This is a genomic window from Mesorhizobium sp. P171375, from assembly GCF_057786075.1.
Map to the genome: position 1 here is coordinate 4,225,623 of NZ_JBYNWF010000001.1, position 18,319 is coordinate 4,243,941.

Genomic DNA, 18,319 nt, shown 5'->3' on the forward strand with positions numbered 1-18,319 from the left:
AGCATCGTTACGGCTTTTTCACCTTCCGCCACCATCGTCGGCTTGGAGGCATGGCATGGACGAGATCAGCAGGGACGGGCGGTTGCGGCATGACATTCCGATGCATGTCGCCAAGCGCCTGTTTCTCGGGCTTGCCGGCCTGTTCTGCATTGTCATGCCGACATGGGAGCTCTATCGCGGCGTCTGGCCGTTGAGCGTCGCCAGCCCGTTCTTTCTCTTCATTATTTTCGGCGCCTATGCCGTCGGCATTCCGCTTGTATACGCGGCCGTCTTCAGCCCAGCGGTGCGCTGGATCGTCCGCCGCGGGCGTATCGACATCGTGCTGCGCAACCCGATCTTTCTGCGCCGGCATCATGTGCTGCCGGGCGACATAGCCAGCTTCAGTCTGCGGACAATCGAATGGGACAGTGGAGGTCCAAGCTACACGGTCGTTTTGACGACGGTGAACGGCGAGCGATTTGAGACGCGAGACTTCAGCACCGCCAAGACCGCGGAGATGTTCCGCGACCGGATAAAATCGGTGCTCATGGGGGCATAAGCGGCCTTGCCGCGCTGCCCTGTATTGGATCCTATTTTACCGCCCCAGCCGTCATGCCCATGATAAGATACCGCTCCAGCGCAATTCCGATCACCGCCAGCGGCGCGATCGCGGCGGTGGCGAGCGCCGCCATCGACCACCAGTTGATGCCTTGCGAGCCGGTCTGGCTCGCCACCATGACCGGGATGGTCTTGGCATCGGTCGAGGTCAGCAGCGCGGCGAAAAAGTACTCGTTCCAGCACAGCACCATTGCCAGGATGAAGGCGGCGACCATGCCGGGGAGCGCAATCGGCATGACTATGCGGAAAAAGGCGCCCCAGATCGACAGCCCATCGACCAAGGCGGCTTCCTCGAGCTCGACGGGGATCGAGTTGAACTGGTCGCGCATGATCCAGATGACGATCGGCAGCACCATCAGCGTGTAGAGCAGGATCAGCCCGATGCGGGTGTCGAGCAGGCCGACTTCGCGGTAGAGCACCAGGAAGGGCAGGGCCAGCACCACCGGCGGCAGGATCAGCTGCGACAGGAAGAAGAACGAGATGTCCTCGTTCTTGAACCAGGCGAACTGGTAGCGGTAACGGGTCAGCCCATAGGCGGCGAGGCTGCCGATGATGATGGCCAGGCTCGACGCCCCGACCGAGGTGATGACCGAATTCATGAAGCGCTTGAGGAACTCGTCGCGCACCGTCGAGGTCCGGAAGATCGAGTCCGGCGACAAGCCAAGCGAGCGCCAGCCTTTCCAGTCCGGCTGGAAATCGACGAACGGGATCAGATGCCCTTGCGTGACGTCGACCGCCGTCTTGAACGAGGTGGTGATCGTCCAGTAGATTGGGAACAGGCAGATGAAAGCCCAGAACGCCAGCGCGCCATAGATGAACACGCGATTGGCCAAAAAGCCCACCGGCGAGCGGATTTCCGAAGCGACATAGTCGGTGGTCTGGACGCTCATATTCCCCTGTCAGTTCACGTTGCGCACGAAGCGGTTGGCGAATTTCAAAAGCCAGGTCACGAACACCACGATGATGACGAGATAGGCCATCGCCAGCATGGTGCCGTAGCCGACATTCGAACGGTCGCGGTATTCGCGGTAGATGAAGCTCGACACCGAATCCGTGGCGCCGCCAGGGCCGCCGGAGGTGACGGTGATGATGATGTCGGCCAACTTCAGCTTGAAGATGATGCGCAGGATCACCGCCGTTACTGACACCGGCAGCATCAGCGGGAAGGTGACTTGCCAGAAGGTCTGCCATGTCGTGGCGCCGTCGACGCGTGCCGCCTCCAGCACCTCGCGCGACATCGCCTGCAGGCCGGCAAGCAGCATGATCATCATGAACGGGATGAAGGTCCAGGCGTCGAGCACCATGATCGAGATGCGGGCGGTGATCGGGTCCGAGAAGAAGGCCGGGTTTTCCCAGCCGAGATAGCGTGCCAGCGTCGCTGCCGGCCCGAACCGGTATTCCATGATCGATTTGCCGACCATCCACGACACCGCGACCGGCGACAGCATCAACGGCATCAGGAAGACGACGCGGAAGAATTTGCGTGCCCGGATCTGCGCGTTGAGCAGCAGCGCCAGGCCAAAGGCGATCGCATATTCGACCAGCACCGCGAGCACGTAGAGCACCATGTTGAACAGCGCGTTGCGGTAATACGGGTCGGCCAGCATCTGCCAGAAATTGTCGAGCCCATTGAATTTCCGGCCGGTGATGGAACTGAGGTTCCAGTCGGTCAGCGCGATGTAGAAGCCGAACAGCGTCGGAAAGATCACCATGGCGATGGTGAACAAGAGCGCCGGCAGCAGGAACAGCGCGCGCTGGCCATCTTCGCCGCGCGTCAGCACCTGGCCGGCGCCGAGCGCCACACCCCACAGCACATAGGCGTAGACGATGGGGCGCCAGGTCTCGAAACCGAGCGTAGTGATTTCACTCTTGTAGAGGATTTCCAGCGCGATCACCGCCAGAAGGCCAAGCGTGGCGGCGGCCATCAGGGCAAAACCCGCCCGCTTGCGGCTTGGCGAGATCAGATCGGCTGGACCGGCGTTTGCCGGCCATGCATTGGTGGTCTGGTCAGCCACGCGTCCCGTCCGTTCAAAACTATGCCTGCGACCGGCCCGAGCCGGTCAGGTCCGGCGGGTTGTGCACCGCCGGACCCTTGTTCACCATACGATCAGCCTACACGCCAAGCGAGGCCTTGTAGAGCTTGATCTGGTTCTCGCGGCCGAGTTGATCGGTCAGCTTCTCCCAGGCGGCGGCAATGGCGTCAGCGCCTTCCTGCGCCTTCATCTTGCCGGCAAAGGTGTTGGCCAAAATGTCCTCGGCAGCGCTGTAATACTGGAAGATGCCGGGGATGCGCGGCTCGATCGCCGCGTTCGGATGGTTGTAGCTGTCGGCTTCCGACTTGAGATACGAGGTGATGAACGCCTCGTCGTAGCCGGCCGCCACCCATTCCGGAATGTTGAAATGGCTTTTGCGGTAGGGCTGGAAGCCCGACGGATACGCCGCGCACCAAAGCGACAGGTCCTTGCCGCCGAGATGTGCAGCGGCCGACCAGGCCGCCTTTTTCTTCTTTTCGTCGCTGTCGACGCGGGCCATGACGTAGACGCCCCAGCCGAGATAGGCGCAGTTCGGTGAAAAGTTCGGGCCGCTCGCCAGCGTGTCCCACTTGCCGGTCTTGGAATTGTAGACATCGTCCGAGCCGGGCAGGATCGAGAAGCCGACCGTGTCGCCGATGACCGAGGAATCGTTGGTCTTGGCGTTGGAGCCGATGTCGCCCCACCACGGGATCATCGAGCCGGTACCGGCGAGGAACTGACTGAAGCCTGTGGTGTTGGGATCGGCGTTGATCTGGTCGGCCGGTTCGAAAGGTAGCGCGTCGATCACATCCTGGATGGCACGCACCCAGGCCGGATTGTTGATGCGCGGCTTCATCGTGTCGGAGTCGAACAGCCAGGCCTTGTCGTCGGGGTGCTTGGCATAGGCGCTGGCGCGGCTGCCAAGGAAGTAGAAGCCGAACCCGCCCCAAGCCTTGGGCGCGTCGAGATAGCCGTAGACGTCCTGGCCGTTGAACTTCTGGCCTTTGAGGAATTTGGTCACGGCCTGCACCTGCTGCCAGGTGGTCGGCACGCCCCACGGCGTTGCGTTGCCGGCGGCTTTCCAGGCGTCGGCGAGACCCTTGTCGGAGAAGACATCGGTGCGATAGTTGAAGTTGTGCGCGTCGCCGTCCACGGTCACGCGATACTGCTTGCCGTCCCATGTGCCGACAGGCGGCTTCAGATAGTTGACCAGGTCGTCCATGTCGATTTGCGTCTTGACCCAGTCCGGCATCTCGGAGGCCAGCCCCTTGCCGCAGACGTCGCCTTCGAAGGGCGCACCCATCTCGATGACGTCGAAGTCGACGGTACCGGTGGCGATCGACTGTTGCAGACGAGCGCCGTAATCGGCCTGTGCCAGATCGATCCAGGTGAACTTGGCCCCGGTATAGTCTTCCCACGCCTTCAAGAAGCCGCGGTACAGCACATTGTGCAGGTTCTGGTTGTTGAGGCCCATGAAGGTGAGTTCGACACCGGCGAACTCGCCTTGCTTGACACTGGCCTTGGTGGCGCCAAGGCACATCTCGCCGACCTTCTGGAAGTCGGCGTCGGTTGGTTGACCCTTGCCGACGCCAGGGACCTGCAGGATCTGCGCGCGCAGATCATCGGCGGCGAAAGCTGGACGCGTCAATGCGCCGAGACCCGCGCCGGACGCAGCAGAGAGCGCGGCCATGCTGGCCGCTCCCTTAAGGATATCACGCCGGGTCGCACCCGCGCGGACGAGTTTTTCGTACAGACCGACTCTCATCTATTCCTCCCAGAACACAGTCGTGAATTGAAATGCCAATCTCTCGGGCGCCGAAAACGTCGGCAGTTCTCCTTATCACACGGGGACGTGGGACCCCAGCCTGCGTCGCCTGGAGCTCCGATTTTCGGGAAAAATTCCGACTGTCGGATTGGCACTCGCCACTATTCGCGTAATCGATTACCTTGTCAACACGAATGACTTTTTATCTATAAGATACTGACTTGCCCTTGCCGTTGGCAATGGCTAGCTTCACCGCAAACGATAAAGGGGGGACGATGGCTCAAGTCGCGATCACCAATGTGGCCAAGGCGTTCGGAACCGTCAAGGTCCTGCACGAGGTCAGCGTCGAAATAGCTGATGGCCAGTTCGTGGTGCTGGTCGGCCCGTCGGGCTGCGGCAAGTCCACGCTGCTCAGAATGGTGGCCGGGCTGGAAACCGTCTCCGGCGGCACGATCGCCATCGGCGAGCGCATCGTCAACAATCTGCCGCCGGCCAAGCGCGACATCGCCATGGTGTTCCAGAACTACGCGCTCTATCCGCACAAGACGGTGGAGCAGAACATGGCGTTTGCGCTGAAGCTGCGCGGCACCGACCCGGCCGTGGTCGCCGAGCGGGTCAAGCGCGCCGCCGACATCCTCGACCTCAATCCCTACCTGAAGCGCTATCCGCGCCAGCTCTCCGGCGGCCAGCGCCAGCGCGTCGCCATGGGCCGCGCCATCGTGCGCAACCCGCAAGTGTTCCTTTTCGATGAGCCGCTCTCCAATCTCGACGCCAAATTGCGCGTGCAGATGCGCACCGAGATCAAGGAACTGCACCAGCGGCTGAAGACCACCACCATCTACGTCACCCACGACCAGATCGAGGCCATGACCATGGCCGACAAGATCGTGGTGATGCGCGATGGCCGCATCGAGCAGGTTGGGGCGCCATTGGAATTGTTCGACCGGCCGGCCAATCTGTTTGTCGCCGGCTTCATCGGCTCGCCGTCGATGAACCTGCTCAAGGGTGTGGTGAGGAAGGGCGACAAGGTCGAGATAGCGGGCACGCTGTTCCCGATCGCAGCCGGCAGCGCCGCCAAGGAGGGCCAGTCCGTGGTCTATGGCGTGCGGCCCGAACATCTCGAAATCCATGCCGACGGCGTGCCGGCGAAGATCTCGGTGGTCGAGCCGACCGGCTCCGAAACGCTGGTCTTCCTGCGCTTCGGCGACGGCGAGATGGTGGCGCTGTTTCGCGAACGCCACGACTTCAAGCCCGGCGACATGCTCAATCTCAAGCCACGCCTCGACCAGGTCCATCTCTTCGACGCAGAGACCGGCAACCGGCTCTGATTTCCAATCAACTTTTGACCAACCTGTTGACGAGGACTGCCATGCTCAAAGGGATCAACCCATTGCTCAATGCCGATGTGCTTCAGGCGCTGCGGGCAATGGGGCACGGCGACGATCTGATCATCGCCGACACCAATTTCCCCGCCGATTCGGTGGCGCGCCAGACCGTGCTCGGCAAGCTGCTGCACATCGATGCGGCGGCGGCCGATGTGGTCAAGGCGGTGCTGTCGCTCTATCCGCTGGACACTTTCGTCGACGACGCGGCCGCCCGCATGGAGATCGTCGGCAACCCCAACGAGATCCCTCCGGTGCAAAAAGAGGTGCAAAAAGAGATCGACAAGGCCGAGGGCAAAGCCTGGCCGATGATTTCGGTCGAGCGCTACGCCTTCTATGAACGCGCCAAGAAGGCTTATTGCGTCATCCAGACCGGCGAGCGCCGCTTCTATGGCTGCTTTGCCTTCCGCAAGGGCGTCGTGCCGCCGGATGCGGAGTAGCACAATGGCGTCCGGCAAGCCTGTCGTCATACTGGGCGTCTTCGTCGCCGATACCGCCTACCGCGCCGATCGCCAGCCGCGCATGGGCGAGACCATTCTTGGCAATTCCTTCAAGCTGGGGCCTGGCGGCAAGGGCTCGAACCAGGCGGTGGCAGCCGGCAAGCTCGGCGCCGACATCACCTTCCTGACCCGGCTCGGCGTTGATGCTTTCGCCGACATGGCCAAGGCGACCTGGAAAGATGCCGGCGTGAAATCCGCCGTCATCGACACGCCGCAAAACTATACCGGTGCCGCCTATATCTTCATCGAGGAAACCACCGGCAACAACGCCATCATCGTCAGTCCCGGTGCGGCGATGCTGATCTCGCCTGAAGACATCGAGGCCAATGCCGGCCTAATTGGCGGGGCCGGTGTCTTCGTCACCCAGCTCGAGCAACCGATCGACGCTGCACTGCGCGCCCTCGAAATCGCGCGCGGGGCAGGGGTGACCACCATCCTGAACCCGGCGCCGGCGGCAAAACTGCCGGATCGCATCTACACGCTGTGCGACTACGTCACCCCCAACGAGACCGAGGCCGAGGAACTGACCGGCATCAGGGTCGCCTCCATCGACGACGCGCGCCGCGCCGCCGACAGCCTGCTCCAAAAGGGCGTCGGCTCGGTCATAATCACGCTCGGCGAAAAAGGCGCGCTGCTGCACACAGCGAACCGTTCCGACCACGTCCCCGTGGTCAGCGCCGGCCCTGTGGTCGAAACCACGGGTGCGGGCGATGCCTTCAATGGCGGACTGGCCGCGGCGCTTGCCAAAGGCGTGGAACCGCTGCAAGCGGTCCGCTTTGCCTGCGCCGTCGCCGGCATTTCGGTGACGCGGCCAGGCACGGCGCCATCCATGCCGACGTTGCAGGAGGTCGAGGCGCTGCTGGGGAAGGTTTGATCTCGACCACGTCCCATATAGGGCCTTACCAGTCTGGATCGTCGTCGAGCCAATAGGCATCAAGACAGCCGAATTGGCGCGGCATGCCAAGACGCCGTTTGGCGTCAAAAGCCATCTCCGAACGAGTCCACTGTGAATTGCTCTCTGTCACATCGGGCACGATTGTGTACCCATCCGCGATCAACCGCAGCCTCATTTCCTCGAAGTGCCTTTTGAAACCATTGTTGATGCGGCTTTGCGGGTAGCGCCGTCCCTGCATGCATTCCTGGCTCAGGATGCCGGAATACATCTGGGCGCTGATCGTTCTCAATGCGTCTTCGGAGATTTGCCTGGAGGTGTCGTTGGACCAGCATCGGCCTGCCGACGCCACCAGCGTCGCTGCCAACAAGCCTGCCAGAAACCGCGCCACCTTGGTCCCTTCGGGTCAGGGTGGCATATTAGCCACAGATAATGTTAATCGGCAATCCGGTCTTGCGCCATTGGCATAGATGTCCGGTAATGGGTCACCGTGTCTGGCACCGCAATTGCACTGTCAGCAACGCCGGGGGCATCCATCGCTCCTGGCAAGCCGGGGGGCGATTGGGGCCCGCTGCTTCTCAAAATGAAGCGGCGGGCTCTTAGGTGCCGATTTAAAAAGCCGCCTAAATCGCCGAAACCCTGGATCGCCGAAACATTGGGTGCTGGGCCATTATGTATTTTCCGCAATTTCTGGTGGGCATGTTCGCAACGTCGTTCGTCGTTGCGATCTGGGCCGACATGGCAACTGGCTCCGTCTGGAAGGCGCTCGGCTGGGCTGTTCTTGCAATGGTTATTCTTCAGCTTGGATACATCGGTCTCGTCGTCCGCCGGATCTACAGGCGGGAATCGGAAGTCGTCGAGGGAAATGGTGCGAGCGGGGCCCGTGCCCGCGACCTCCAGCGTGACAGGCCGGCACTCTGAGTTGCACCGGGCGCTGCCATTGATCGCTGCAAGGCGATCGATCTGAATTAATGCATCCAAGGAGACATTTTTGACATCAACGTCGACATTTCTCCGGCACCAAGGATCGTGACCCTTGAAGAGAAATGGCGCGAGTGACGGGGCTCGAACCCGCGACCTCCGGCGTGACAGGCCGGCACTCTAACCAACTGAGCTACACCCGCGCATGGACGAGCACGTGTCAGCCGTGTTCGTCGTTGGGGCGGTGGATAAGGGGTTCGCCACCGGGTGTCAAGCGCACCTGGACAGCATAACAGAAAACAGGAGAAGGTTTTTTTACAGGCGGCACTTTGCCCGGGAAAACCGCTATGCAGCTAAGCTCACGCCTGCTCATTTGGCCTTGCGAAGCCGGGTCTGACCGCTTAAAGGTCCGGCCCGGAGCGGGCGATTAGCTCAGTTGGTAGAGCGCTTCGTTTACACCGAAGATGTCGGCGGTTCGAGCCCGTCATCGCCCACCACTAACCTGTTAATTTTATTATACTTTTTGATCGGTATACCTTGTTTTACGAAGTGCTCTGTTGGTTCACTGAACCTAGAGCTCCAGCGAAGCAGTCAATTTTCGCAGGTATTCTGGGCTGTAGCGGGCATAAACCCGGTACGTCATTGCGGTGTTGGAGTGGCCCAGGAACTGGGCAACAGCCTCCATTGAATGGCCATCTTCGACGAGCCAGACGGCAGCCGAATGCCTCAGCATGTGGGGCGAAGCATCGGGCCTTCCGATCTTGGTTCCGGCCGTCTTGATGCCCTTCTTGATCGAAAGGATCTTGTCGCCGGCCCACTCCAGAACGTATGGGGTCAAGGCGCCTTCCTGTGCCTCTTTCAAGGCAGCGAGCAAGCCATCATTGATCGGCACGGTGGCGCGCCCCTTGCGGTGTGCCTTGTCGAATGGATTGCGCAGCTGGATCATGCGTCGGTCGAAGTCGACGCGATCCCAGGTCAGCTGTAGGGCAGCACCCACTCTGGCTCCGGTGGCGATCATCAGCTGGATGGCAAGCTTGACGTGCACAGCGTTTGCAGCGGCCAGGAGCTGAGCGACCTCGGGCCGGGTGAGATAGCCCTCCTTTGGATCGGGCTTGGCCGGACGCTCGATATCGGGCGCAAACATGATAAGCCGCTGCTTGCGCGCCCAGACCAGGACCGAGCGAAGGTGGCCCAGCTCCGTATGGATCGAGCCGTCTTTCTTGTTGTCCTTACGACGTGCCGCGGTATAGGCGCGGCAGTCGGCGAGCGTCACCGCTTCGCCTTCCTTCTCGGCAAAGAACGGAGCCAGGGCCTTCCAAGTGTAGCGCATGGTCGTGACGACTGATCGGCCTGCCTTGTCTAGGCAGTAGGCTGCCCAGAGATCCTTGACCGTGGAGCCTTTCGGACGTGTCAGTTCCGCATATCGAGCCGGGGCGCGGCGGGCCGCCTCCTTCGGATCGTTGGTTCCAAGTCGATAACGTCGGCGGATGTCGCCTTCGTACCAAGAGATGCAAAGCTCTCCTCTGAGCTTTGTGATTGTCCATTCGGGTTCGTTTGACATTCGAAGTTCTCCACGTCCTCCCCTCTGATGCGCAATAGCTTGCCGGCCAATCTAAAGGCGGGCAGTTCGCCCGACGCAATCATATTGCGAACATGGCGCTCCGAACATGCCCACCGATCGGCGAGCATCGCTGGCGTATAGACCTTGGGAAAGTTCATGGGTTCCCCCGCTTTCATTCATCTCTATCCGGTCAATGACGGCATCAGCGAGCCCTTGATCGCTCGCAGATAGTGCTTTCGAGGACCGGTCAATCCTTCGAGCTGCAGTAAGCTTTTGATAGACGCTAGAACCAAGTCGCCCTTGCCTCCGATCTATTCTGTCCTGCAGCTCCGTCGGGTTTTCTTATGTAAAATCTAGTCCTGTAACATTTGGCAGGCAAGATGCTTTTGATTTCCGTCTAACACAATATATTGTGGGATCTTAGCGCTATTAACTTTGGTATTATTAAGAGATAATCATTGGAAAATCGCAAAATATATTATCGATTAATTGGGAAGGCCTCTCTGCGCTAAACGCCAACATTGGCTGGGCGCGGCCGTCTGCCGCCTGCCGGTGGCGAAAGTTGGCCGTTACCCTTTAGACGCTCTATCGTCTTTTGAGGTGGGAAGTCGAAAATAGCATTTAGAGGGTTCAAGCCCGATGTCGCGGTGGGGCTCAACTTTTCCAACGTCCAATCGACCGTAACGGACGGGTTGCGAAGGCCAGTTCCTATGCTCGATTCGAAGGCGGGCGAGGTAAGGGTCCTCGCCCGCCTTCACCTCCAGCTCACGCTTCGGCGTAGCGCTGTGGAAGATATATGCCGGCTCCATCGGACTTTAATGGAAGAGGGACGCGGTTGCCGGTAGAGCTGCCAGCTCGGTAACGACGCAATTGGCGCCGCTAGTGCCGTCCGCGAGCTATGGTCGTGGAGTTGGTGCCGACGGCTCCATCCAGGCAGACCTAATTGCAACTATCTTCTGAGTTTGCGTCTGGCGCCACCCACTCCAAGCAAGCGCGGTACTGATCCATGAAGTGGTCGGACAGCGGCTCGCCATAGATACGCTTCAAGGGTTGGCCGCGGCGCCGGAAATAGTAGCGAAGGGTCCCGTCGGAATTCTTACGGACGGTCAGATGCTCAAGATTAATCAGCATGGAGGCTCTCACATTTTGGATTGGATAGTTCAGCGGCACCAAGGTTCTGCTTGTTGCCATGCGATTGGGACCGTCCCTGGTCTCGAGGGGCGATGATGGAAGCCTTCAAGATCGGGCAGGTGAGGTTCGAACGAAGGCTGCCGTGGAGGTCGTTGCCAGAGGTACTCTGGTCCGCACGACCCTTCAGACGGATGTCGACGGTAAGCCGGTTGCAAGATGGCTGCTCTAATTGGGGTACTCACTTCCGCGAACCAAAAGCTCGGCAAGAGACTGCCTAGTTCACAAGGAGAGGCTGTTGCGCGGATACGTTGCCAACCGACGATGGCATGACCGCAAGGGTCGGTCAGATGCCTTCGATCATCGGGGCTAAGTACCCGTGCCGCCACGTGGACGCAGCTCGTTACTTTTTAGGCTCCCTCACGCCGGCTCCGTCGGAAAAGTTCGCAACACAATTTAGAAAGTTGGAACCGAGGTTGAATTGAGTTCAACTTTTGGCGGCTGCTCGGCGTATTCCATCGTGCTAGCAGAAAAGGGTGAGCAGGAGGTTGTACCTCTTCTGGATCTTAGCCTTCGGAATGGCTAGGAATCCGATGCGGTCACTTCTTCGGATACAGAAGAGGCAACGCGGTGCCTTCCGGTGAGCATTGTTACGAAGCCTAAGCGTATCCGTTGAGACCCTGCTGTTGGGTGACGTGGCGCAAGCTTGCGCCGCAGAGTTTTGGTCCGCTTCCGAGAGCGGCTGAAGTCTCGGATCGAGATCCTCATGCGGCATCCGACCCTTCGAGCGCTTGCTTCACCGTTGCTAGGTCGGAGAGCCGACCGCCCACTCTTTGGGCGATTTATCGGGTCAAAGGGTGGCCAGACCGATGGGTTTTGGGAACTCTCGACGCCCTCGTTGTCGACCGCCAAGCGTTCGGCCGGTTGCCTGCTGAGAAGCAAGTACCACAACGTGATCCGCGGCCAACTGACCCTGGAACCAGGTTCGATGAATTGGGAACGTGCGACGATTCTCACAGCGTAGACTCCGATGGTTTATTGTTGCTGATTTTGCTCTGCGCCTGAGTGAATCCCAAGCCAAAGAAAGCAATGGGATTTTCAACAGCTCACCAGGCCGCAGCCTTCCAGCGGGAGCATCGTGTCGGTTCTCGATCGCGTGGAAGAAGCCTTCGACCAGGATTGCAACAGGCAACGGCCGTTCTTCGGATGGAGCGTCTAAGAAAAAGTCGACCTGGCTCACATACAAGAGACGCCAGGGCGGATCCCAGAGCCTTTAGAAGGGGTTTAGGTGGGTGGATATTCCGGCTGGGTTACGGTTCGGCTGGAAAGTTGAAGATATCCAGCAATGGCTTGAACGGACCAGGCACTGAACTCTCTCAGTGGGGCGCGTGGCGCATAAAGTAGTGGGGACCCTTAAAACTCTAGCAGTATGATTATGATTCAAACTCAACATTTTAAATGCGCGATGCTTCTATGCCCTCGGGAAACGCGGAGAGGGCACTGTGGCAGAAAGAATGTTGATCGAGCCCGTCAAGCTCTATTTCGATGGTCGAGATGCAGACGAACATCGAATGGATGCGCTGCTTCTCGGACAGTCACTTTCCGGGATAGCTCGCATCTACAATTCGGTCGGACATTTCTATTTCCACGGCCAGTTTCGCACATCCGAGCATACCGACATAAGAGTGCAGGTAGGGCCTCCAAAGCCGGGCAGCATTTTCTACCTCATCTACATGCTGCTGATTTACGGCAAGCTTGCTGTGTACCCGGAATTGCTTTTCGAACTGGCTGAACTTGCGGTGCCAGAATTTATCAAAGCCATGATCGCCAAAAAGACCGGGCAACCTGAAATGCTGGGCAAGGCTTTAGACGTTATCGATCGGCAGAATGAGCGCTACCACGAGATGGTTCGCGTGGGCCAGGATAACGGTATGAGAACCCAGGAGCAGCTCGTCGAAGTTATTCAACATTTGGTCTCGCAGAACCGTGGCCCGATGTCGGATATGGCAGCACCAGTCGGAAAGACCGTAAATGAGATTCGCCAAATTCCCCCGAAATCGGATCCGATCTTGATTGATGCGCCGACAGCGGAATCGCTTCGTTCGCCAGAAGAGGTCACCGTGGGGGATTTGCAGCAATTTAGGGGCGTTGTGGTGGCGTTGGACACCCGAACCGGCACGCTCAAGTTTGAAGAGCAGAAAACTGGACGAGAGTATCGCGGAAGGATCACCGACCCTTCGCTAATGGTCCCGCAGAACGTCTACTCGCACGCGTTAGACACCAAGTTGCCGATAACGATAACGGCTAAACCCACCATCAAAGAGGATGGCGAGATCCATAAACTGTTCGTCAGCGATGCTCGCAACGATTGAACCAAATGAAATCGGTGCCGTATGCGGAGCTATAGCTCCCTTCTCGGCGGCTGAGGCTTGGATTGCCTCTGCGGTGCCTGCGAGGCCTGACAAGCGGCGTTACGGCTTTGATTTAATCGCGAGTCGTTGACCGTGCTTCGGCTATTTGAACGAGCTGTCAGAATCCGGCGTATTCCCCGGTGGTTCTGATTGCAGGTTCAGCGCGTTGCCGAGCCAGATAGAGCGAGCCGGGGTCGCTAGGGATATACCCGCTCGAAGGATGATTTCCATCCCCACCCCAAGGTGCTTGAAGGCGTCAACCGACTTGCTTGGCCATTGACGCCCGGGCGTGAGAGCGAGGTTGGGCGAGTACCTTCGTCTTGGGCCAGGAAGATGGATCTCTTGAGGGTGTGCGGCATTGGTAGGGGTCTTGTCGTCTTCTCAGCCGACCACCAAGTGTACAGGTCTACAAGAGGTTTACTGCGGCAGGGCCGGACGACCCCTGCAATCCTGGCGCCTTCATGCGTGGTCGAGCGCTCTGTCGACAGACTATCTAGGCATTTGAAGGCGAGGGAGGGACTATCGACCCATTCCGTGCGTCACCAAAGCGGCGGCAGGGATCGCCGCCGTTGTGCTGGCATTGTCCGTGTTGGCTTGTCTCGATGGTTCCTGGTCTCGCCGAGGCTGACTCGAAGCGACCGCTAACAGCAGATTGGTTGCAGCCATGATCGTGCCTCCATCGGTTTATGTCAGCTTGATCCAAGATCCCGAAAGGCGCGGAGCGCCTGAACCCTGGAGAAGAACCCGATACCCTGGAACCAGAAAGAAGACGGGGGGAGGTGTGATGGTGTGACGAGGCACACCCGGGGGGGTAGTTTTGAACCAGGGGATGGAACCCTGGTGTGATATGGGGGCGAACCTAGCTATCAATAATCTCGTATTGCGATTTATGTGGGGGGAAGCCTCCCCCTCTCGGAGCCATGGAAAGAAGAATCCTGGGTGCCGCGCTCGCTTGGCCAACCGAGCGGAGCTCGGTTGGCTAAGCGTTTTCAAGGAGCGCACTGTGAACTGCGGCTCGAGCCGAGAAGCAGGCAACTTGGACACTCGTGGGCAGGTGGTGGTCGCTTTCGTCGAATTGGCTGTCAAAGCGACGTTGTTCGCTGCGATTGAGTGCTTTCATGTCGAGCCTTCGATCCAGCTTCGTCCAGCGAAGCCTCTTCCTCCGGAGTCAGTGGGAAGAGTCCCAAGCGAGCCAGATGAGCTGGGAGCATCCCGAGGAGCGCAGCGCAGCGAGCACCGCAGGAAGATGCGTAAGGCTCATCCTGGCGAGCATATTGAAGATATTAAGCCAGAGAAAATGCACATAATATATTCTTTGAAATGCCGGGATAACACCTTAAAATGGAACCAAGGAAAATAGCCCAATAATCAGCGTAACGATTTTGAAAATAATCGCAGTAAAAAATATTGTGGGGATCTTCCCATTATGATTTTCCGAGTAGTTAAATCGGTTATTGCAAAATAATCAGATAATATTTTCCACATAATGATTATCTAGATAATGCACGACATAATCGTGTCTATCGTTATCTTAATAATGCGGCGAAAGCCTTCCCCGCCCGAACCAGGGGAAAGGGCTCAAGCGAGCCAGGTGAGCCGGAAGCATCCCGAGGAGCGCAGCGACGAGGGTAATGCTGTGAGGCGAGTCCTGGTGAGCATTATTAAGGATAATGGAACCAAGATAATGAACCAGATAAAGCAATTAATGATTATCTATTAAGTCTTGCTATAAAATAGCACGAGGATTTTGATATAGGGTTTTCAAGATATCGTGGTATGATTATCTCTTTAATGAACCAGAGTCCTCAGGTCCACTGTGGGGTCACCCACATATAGCTTCGCCCGTCCGTATCTCTCTCTTTCTTTTTCTTTCTTAGAAAGAAAAGCGGTGGAGAAATGCAGAGGTAGGCTTGTGGCGTGCCGTAAAGAGCAAAGGCTCTTTAACAAAGGGAAGGGGCGTCTGTAAAGCCCCTCCCTCGCTTTTTCGAGTGATGTCTATCATTTTTTAATGCAGCAGAGGACAAACCCAGGATCCTTCCGCCACGTCGATCTCGTACCCAGCCGAGATGCCTGTCGCCGGCCAGAGGGTCACCGCACCGATCTCAAGCTCGGTCGGGTTGCCGTCCTTGTACATCATCATCGTCAGGGGGAGAGTGACGAGCTCGCTGCAGTCTACACGGCGAGGCGAGGTAGTGTACTGGTGCTCTGACGTCCAAACCTGTCTAAGAAGGCCCTCCCATCTGGAACCAATGGAACGAACTCCGCAACCTCAGAGTCCATGCTGGCCAGGTGAGCCGGAAGTATCCGGAGTGTAACGCAGGGAGCAGAGGATGCGGTGAGGGGCGGGCTCGCATTATCAGGATAATGAGCCAGTGATTATCCTGAAATGCCCTTTGAAAATGAATGGGCTCCCGGCCTAGTCGAAAATCAGTCGCGAGGGTGGCGATTTGGACGTGTCTTCGGCGTCGTCGAAAATCAATCGCGCTGTTGCCAATTCCGACGCGTCTTCGGCGCCGTCGAAAATCAGTCGCGAGGTTGGCAATTCCGACGAGGCCACGGCGAGGTCGAGTCCGACATAGACGGTCGAGGTCAGAGGCCCGCCGCCATAAGCCATGCCTTGGGTAACGATCTCGAATACGAGCGGCACCTTCCCGATAGGATCTAGGTGCTCCGCCAGGATATTGAAGTCGTCCAGTTCGTCCTCATCCTCGCCGGCTGCGAGGAGATCGTGCCGAGCTTGGTCGATCTTGGCCTGAAGGTCGGGTCGCACGAACTCAAAGCCGCCCTCGTCAGTGTGGTGGAAGAGGACCGTTGGAATCTCGCCCCATTTCGGCTCTTCGTCGTAGGTGAACTCTCCGGTGGCAGGATCGTATCCGGCGGCGACGATGGCGCCGGTAACGGGGCACCGGATGGCACGGGGGTCGGCATCTTCCCAATCGATGGTGATGAGGGCTTTCGAAAATGCAGAGTCGGTCACGGTTGGGTTCCTTGCTTGAGTCGGCTTGGCACGACTGGCGAACCGCTATCGTGGTGATGACCCACAAGCAACCGGGAAATACGGCTCCTGGGAGCGCTTTCCTGCGACGCTGCGTAACGGCAGCAGCGTTGGTGGAGGGGACGTCAATCCACCGGCTCGACAGTAACGCGGAAGGGACTGCTGGCGACCGTAGGAATCAGAGTAAGCATGAGCATTAATATAATATTATATCCGTAATCGGGCTGATAATTATTCACATCTGGAACCAGAGTTAATGGTGGAGATAATACCCTATATTGGTACCAAGATAATGAGCAGATAATCTATACAATAATTTTGCATATAATCTGGCTAAAAAATGGTGCGAGGGTTTTACCATAATGGTTCTCTAGTTGCGGTGGTATTGATTATCTTAATAATGGATCGAGTCCCCGTCAGGGGTGGGGTTCCCTGTGGCAGCTCGCCTATAGCTTCGCCCGTCCGTAGAAGAAAAGGGGAGGAGAAATTCACAGAGGTAGGCCGAAGCGGACGCGAGTGTTGAAGGCTGAAGCTAACGCGAAGCGCACGCCATTGGACGAGTATCTTCTCGGCGGAAAAGGCGCGGCGGTGCGCCGTTGAGGTTTCTGAGGCCGACGCGCTTGCCTTTCACGCTCTGCAAAGCAGCGCGGGGGGGGAAGGGGGGCTATGCCTTGGTGGCGATCTTTTCCAGAGCCTGACGGATCGCCGTCATCTCAAAGCGAATCCGTACCAGTTCCGCAGCGGTGTCCATGATGGCATTAATCTGCACGATCTCGTCGCGGGCATTACCGATGTTCCTAAAACTTAACAGGCTCAAAATCGCTCGTTGAGCCGCCTCTTGCACGCGATCCATGTCTGCCATGGCACGGTTTTCTCCTCGCTTGTTCAGGAGAGATCAATATCACAATTACGGATTTGTAAGATATAGTCGCCGAGTAGGACGTGACTAAGGCGGATGCGAGCATCGTTGGATCTTGCGTGCGATGCGCCAAACCTCAATAATTATCCGAAATCGACCTCGCGAAGCGAGAGGCCTGATCACGAACGTGCTCTGCGCGAAGTATTTTTGGTTCGTTAAAGCCTGGTATCTTTGCAGCGGTTTCCGAAATATCACGTCGTATGTCCTCGGCAGTTCGACTACTGCTATATGATTTTCTTTCTTCAATATACAGTAACTCAGCCCGCAGTTCCTGCAGTCTAAATTTTGCATCGTAAATTGGATCTATAGTATCTCGCAATTCAACTTCGATCCGATCAAGGTGTTTATTGGTATCATCAATTTCTTTTATTACGTCGTCTTCCTCTGGGCTTTTGTGTTCTTGATAGTACGCAAGATCCTGTACCAAGCTATTTATCCTAAGTTGCTGTACGTATTTAGCTGATCGCGCCCGCGCGGCTGGGTCTGAGCCAAACGGCTTGTCATTCAATACTAATCTGGCGGCCTCCCTCAGGATCATTGTGGCGAAATCCCAAGGTCTTTCTGGCCTGACACTTTCTGCAGCGTTAGCAGCCGCCTCAAAAGCTTCTGGATGCACTTCAAGCCCATATTTCCATTGGGCGAGCCCAGCGACTAGTGATTCGTGCGTGGGGGCTACCATTTTGATAAGTTCGATATTTTGCGTCCAGCCATCTTGCCGAACCATCTCCTGGATTTCTTTGTCCTCACCGATGAATATCACAGGGATCGGAAGCCCATATTCGATTGCGTTGAGCGTCACTTCGACAGGCCTGACTGGAGGATAGTCGAACTCAAACACGAAGCCACCCACGTTGTCTACAATCAGGAATGCTGGCTTATCTTGTTCATAAATCGCCGCTCGGACGCGCTCCACCGCGAGATGATAAGCTTGCTTGATCGTCTGAGAACTCAGAAAAGCACTCGAACCGACATTGTAGAACGATGCATTTCTGTTCTCCAATACGAAACGCTCAAGTATGCATCGCCGACCAGAGCCGCGCCCGCCTACGAACGCAACTGACGTATCTGCACCGAACGTCGTGATCGAATCGAGCTTCTCCCGGTAGCTCAGAACGAGCGGCCAAGGTTTGTCCAGGTAATCAGTGCGAACCGTCTGTCCGTAGTCAACAACTAGGTCGTGCAAAGGAACTGAGACTTCCATATCATTCTCCCTCAAGAGCGCGTTCGCATAGACAG

15 protein-coding genes and 2 tRNA genes are annotated in these 18,319 nt (G+C 57.7%); 7 read left to right on the forward strand and 10 right to left on the reverse strand.

The annotated features are described in order from the left end of the window. The first annotated feature begins 55 nt into the window (after positions 1-55). On the forward strand, positions 56-538 hold the full coding sequence (locus ACYHH6_RS20455) for a hypothetical protein (RefSeq protein WP_352591105.1): 483 nt from the start codon (positions 56-58) through the stop codon (positions 536-538). A 31-nt stretch (positions 539-569) separates the two neighbouring features. Here ACYHH6_RS20455 and ACYHH6_RS20460 read toward each other — a convergent pair whose 3' ends face one another. From ACYHH6_RS20460 to ACYHH6_RS20470, 3 genes are all read right to left on the reverse strand, one after another. Further along, positions 570-1,487 (reverse strand): carbohydrate ABC transporter permease, encoded by a 918-nt coding sequence (locus ACYHH6_RS20460; RefSeq protein WP_352591102.1) that lies wholly within the window; start codon positions 1,485-1,487, stop codon positions 570-572. 9 nt (positions 1,488-1,496) lie between these two features. Then, positions 1,497-2,612 (reverse strand): carbohydrate ABC transporter permease, encoded by a 1,116-nt coding sequence (locus tag ACYHH6_RS20465; RefSeq protein WP_352591099.1) that lies wholly within the window; start codon positions 2,610-2,612, stop codon positions 1,497-1,499. Positions 2,613-2,709: 97 nt separating this feature from the next. After that, positions 2,710-4,374, reverse strand: a complete 1,665-nt coding sequence (locus ACYHH6_RS20470; RefSeq protein WP_352591096.1) for an ABC transporter substrate-binding protein — start codon at positions 4,372-4,374, stop codon at positions 2,710-2,712. Positions 4,375-4,649: 275 nt separating this feature from the next. On the opposite strand from ACYHH6_RS20470, the gene ACYHH6_RS20475 reads away from it, so the two are divergent. The 3 genes from ACYHH6_RS20475 to rbsK are packed head-to-tail and all read left to right on the forward strand — an operon-like array spanning position 4,650 to position 7,130. Beyond that, complete coding sequence (locus tag ACYHH6_RS20475; RefSeq protein WP_488500464.1) at positions 4,650-5,702, forward strand: ABC transporter ATP-binding protein; 1,053 nt, start codon at positions 4,650-4,652, stop codon at positions 5,700-5,702. A 41-nt stretch (positions 5,703-5,743) separates the two neighbouring features. Then, positions 5,744-6,196 carry an RbsD/FucU family protein gene (locus ACYHH6_RS20480; protein ID WP_192253443.1) on the forward strand — a complete coding sequence of 151 codons (453 nt, stop codon included), beginning with the start codon at positions 5,744-5,746 and terminating at the stop codon, positions 6,194-6,196. Between the two features lie 4 nt (positions 6,197-6,200). Beyond that, on the forward strand, positions 6,201-7,130 hold the full coding sequence (gene rbsK / locus ACYHH6_RS20485) for a ribokinase (RefSeq protein ID WP_352591090.1): 930 nt from the start codon (positions 6,201-6,203) through the stop codon (positions 7,128-7,130). 25 nt (positions 7,131-7,155) lie between these two features. Here rbsK and ACYHH6_RS20490 read toward each other — a convergent pair whose 3' ends face one another. Next, entirely contained in the window at positions 7,156-7,539 is a 384-nt protein-coding gene (locus ACYHH6_RS20490; RefSeq protein ID WP_352591087.1) for a hypothetical protein, read from the reverse strand. Between the two features lie 281 nt (positions 7,540-7,820). Here ACYHH6_RS20490 and ACYHH6_RS20495 point away from each other — a divergent pair, with 281 nt between their 5' ends. Further along, positions 7,821-8,069, forward strand: coding sequence for an exopolysaccharide production repressor protein (locus ACYHH6_RS20495; RefSeq protein ID WP_352591084.1), 249 nt, complete (start codon positions 7,821-7,823; stop codon positions 8,067-8,069). Between the two features lie 126 nt (positions 8,070-8,195). On the opposite strand, the gene ACYHH6_RS20500 is transcribed toward ACYHH6_RS20495, so the two are convergent. After that, positions 8,196-8,272: transfer RNA gene (locus ACYHH6_RS20500), tRNA-Asp, on the reverse strand. A 218-nt stretch (positions 8,273-8,490) separates the two neighbouring features. Between ACYHH6_RS20500 and ACYHH6_RS20505 the strand changes: the two genes are divergently transcribed. After that, positions 8,491-8,566 (forward strand) — tRNA-Val (locus tag ACYHH6_RS20505). A 74-nt stretch (positions 8,567-8,640) separates the two neighbouring features. Here the strand turns inward: ACYHH6_RS20505 and ACYHH6_RS20510 are convergent. Together ACYHH6_RS20510 and ACYHH6_RS20515 are read right to left on the reverse strand one after the other, a co-directional pair. Beyond that, complete coding sequence (locus ACYHH6_RS20510) at positions 8,641-9,342, reverse strand: tyrosine-type recombinase/integrase (protein WP_352591081.1); 702 nt, start codon at positions 9,340-9,342, stop codon at positions 8,641-8,643. A gap of 137 nt (positions 9,343-9,479) precedes the next feature. Beyond that, positions 9,480-9,788, reverse strand: a complete 309-nt coding sequence (locus ACYHH6_RS20515) for a helix-turn-helix domain-containing protein (protein ID WP_352591078.1) — start codon at positions 9,786-9,788, stop codon at positions 9,480-9,482. Positions 9,789-12,260: 2,472 nt separating this feature from the next. On the opposite strand from ACYHH6_RS20515, the gene ACYHH6_RS20520 reads away from it, so the two are divergent. Beyond that, complete coding sequence (locus ACYHH6_RS20520) at positions 12,261-13,130, forward strand: DUF7946 domain-containing protein (protein ID WP_488500465.1); 870 nt, start codon at positions 12,261-12,263, stop codon at positions 13,128-13,130. A 2,455-nt stretch (positions 13,131-15,585) separates the two neighbouring features. Here the strand turns inward: ACYHH6_RS20520 and ACYHH6_RS20525 are convergent. The 3 genes from ACYHH6_RS20525 to ACYHH6_RS20535 form a co-directional block, all read right to left on the reverse strand. Continuing rightward, a complete protein-coding gene (locus tag ACYHH6_RS20525) occupies positions 15,586-16,146 on the reverse strand; it encodes a hypothetical protein (protein WP_352591072.1) in 561 nt (186 codons plus the stop codon). A 682-nt stretch (positions 16,147-16,828) separates the two neighbouring features. Next, the gene (locus ACYHH6_RS20530; RefSeq protein WP_352591069.1) at positions 16,829-17,026 is read right to left on the reverse strand and encodes a hypothetical protein; all 198 of its coding nucleotides are present in this window, start codon (positions 17,024-17,026) and stop codon (positions 16,829-16,831) included. Between the two features lie 133 nt (positions 17,027-17,159). Further along, the gene (locus ACYHH6_RS20535; RefSeq protein ID WP_352591067.1) at positions 17,160-18,284 is read right to left on the reverse strand and encodes a hypothetical protein; all 1,125 of its coding nucleotides are present in this window, start codon (positions 18,282-18,284) and stop codon (positions 17,160-17,162) included. Positions 18,285-18,319: the final 35 nt, after the last annotated feature.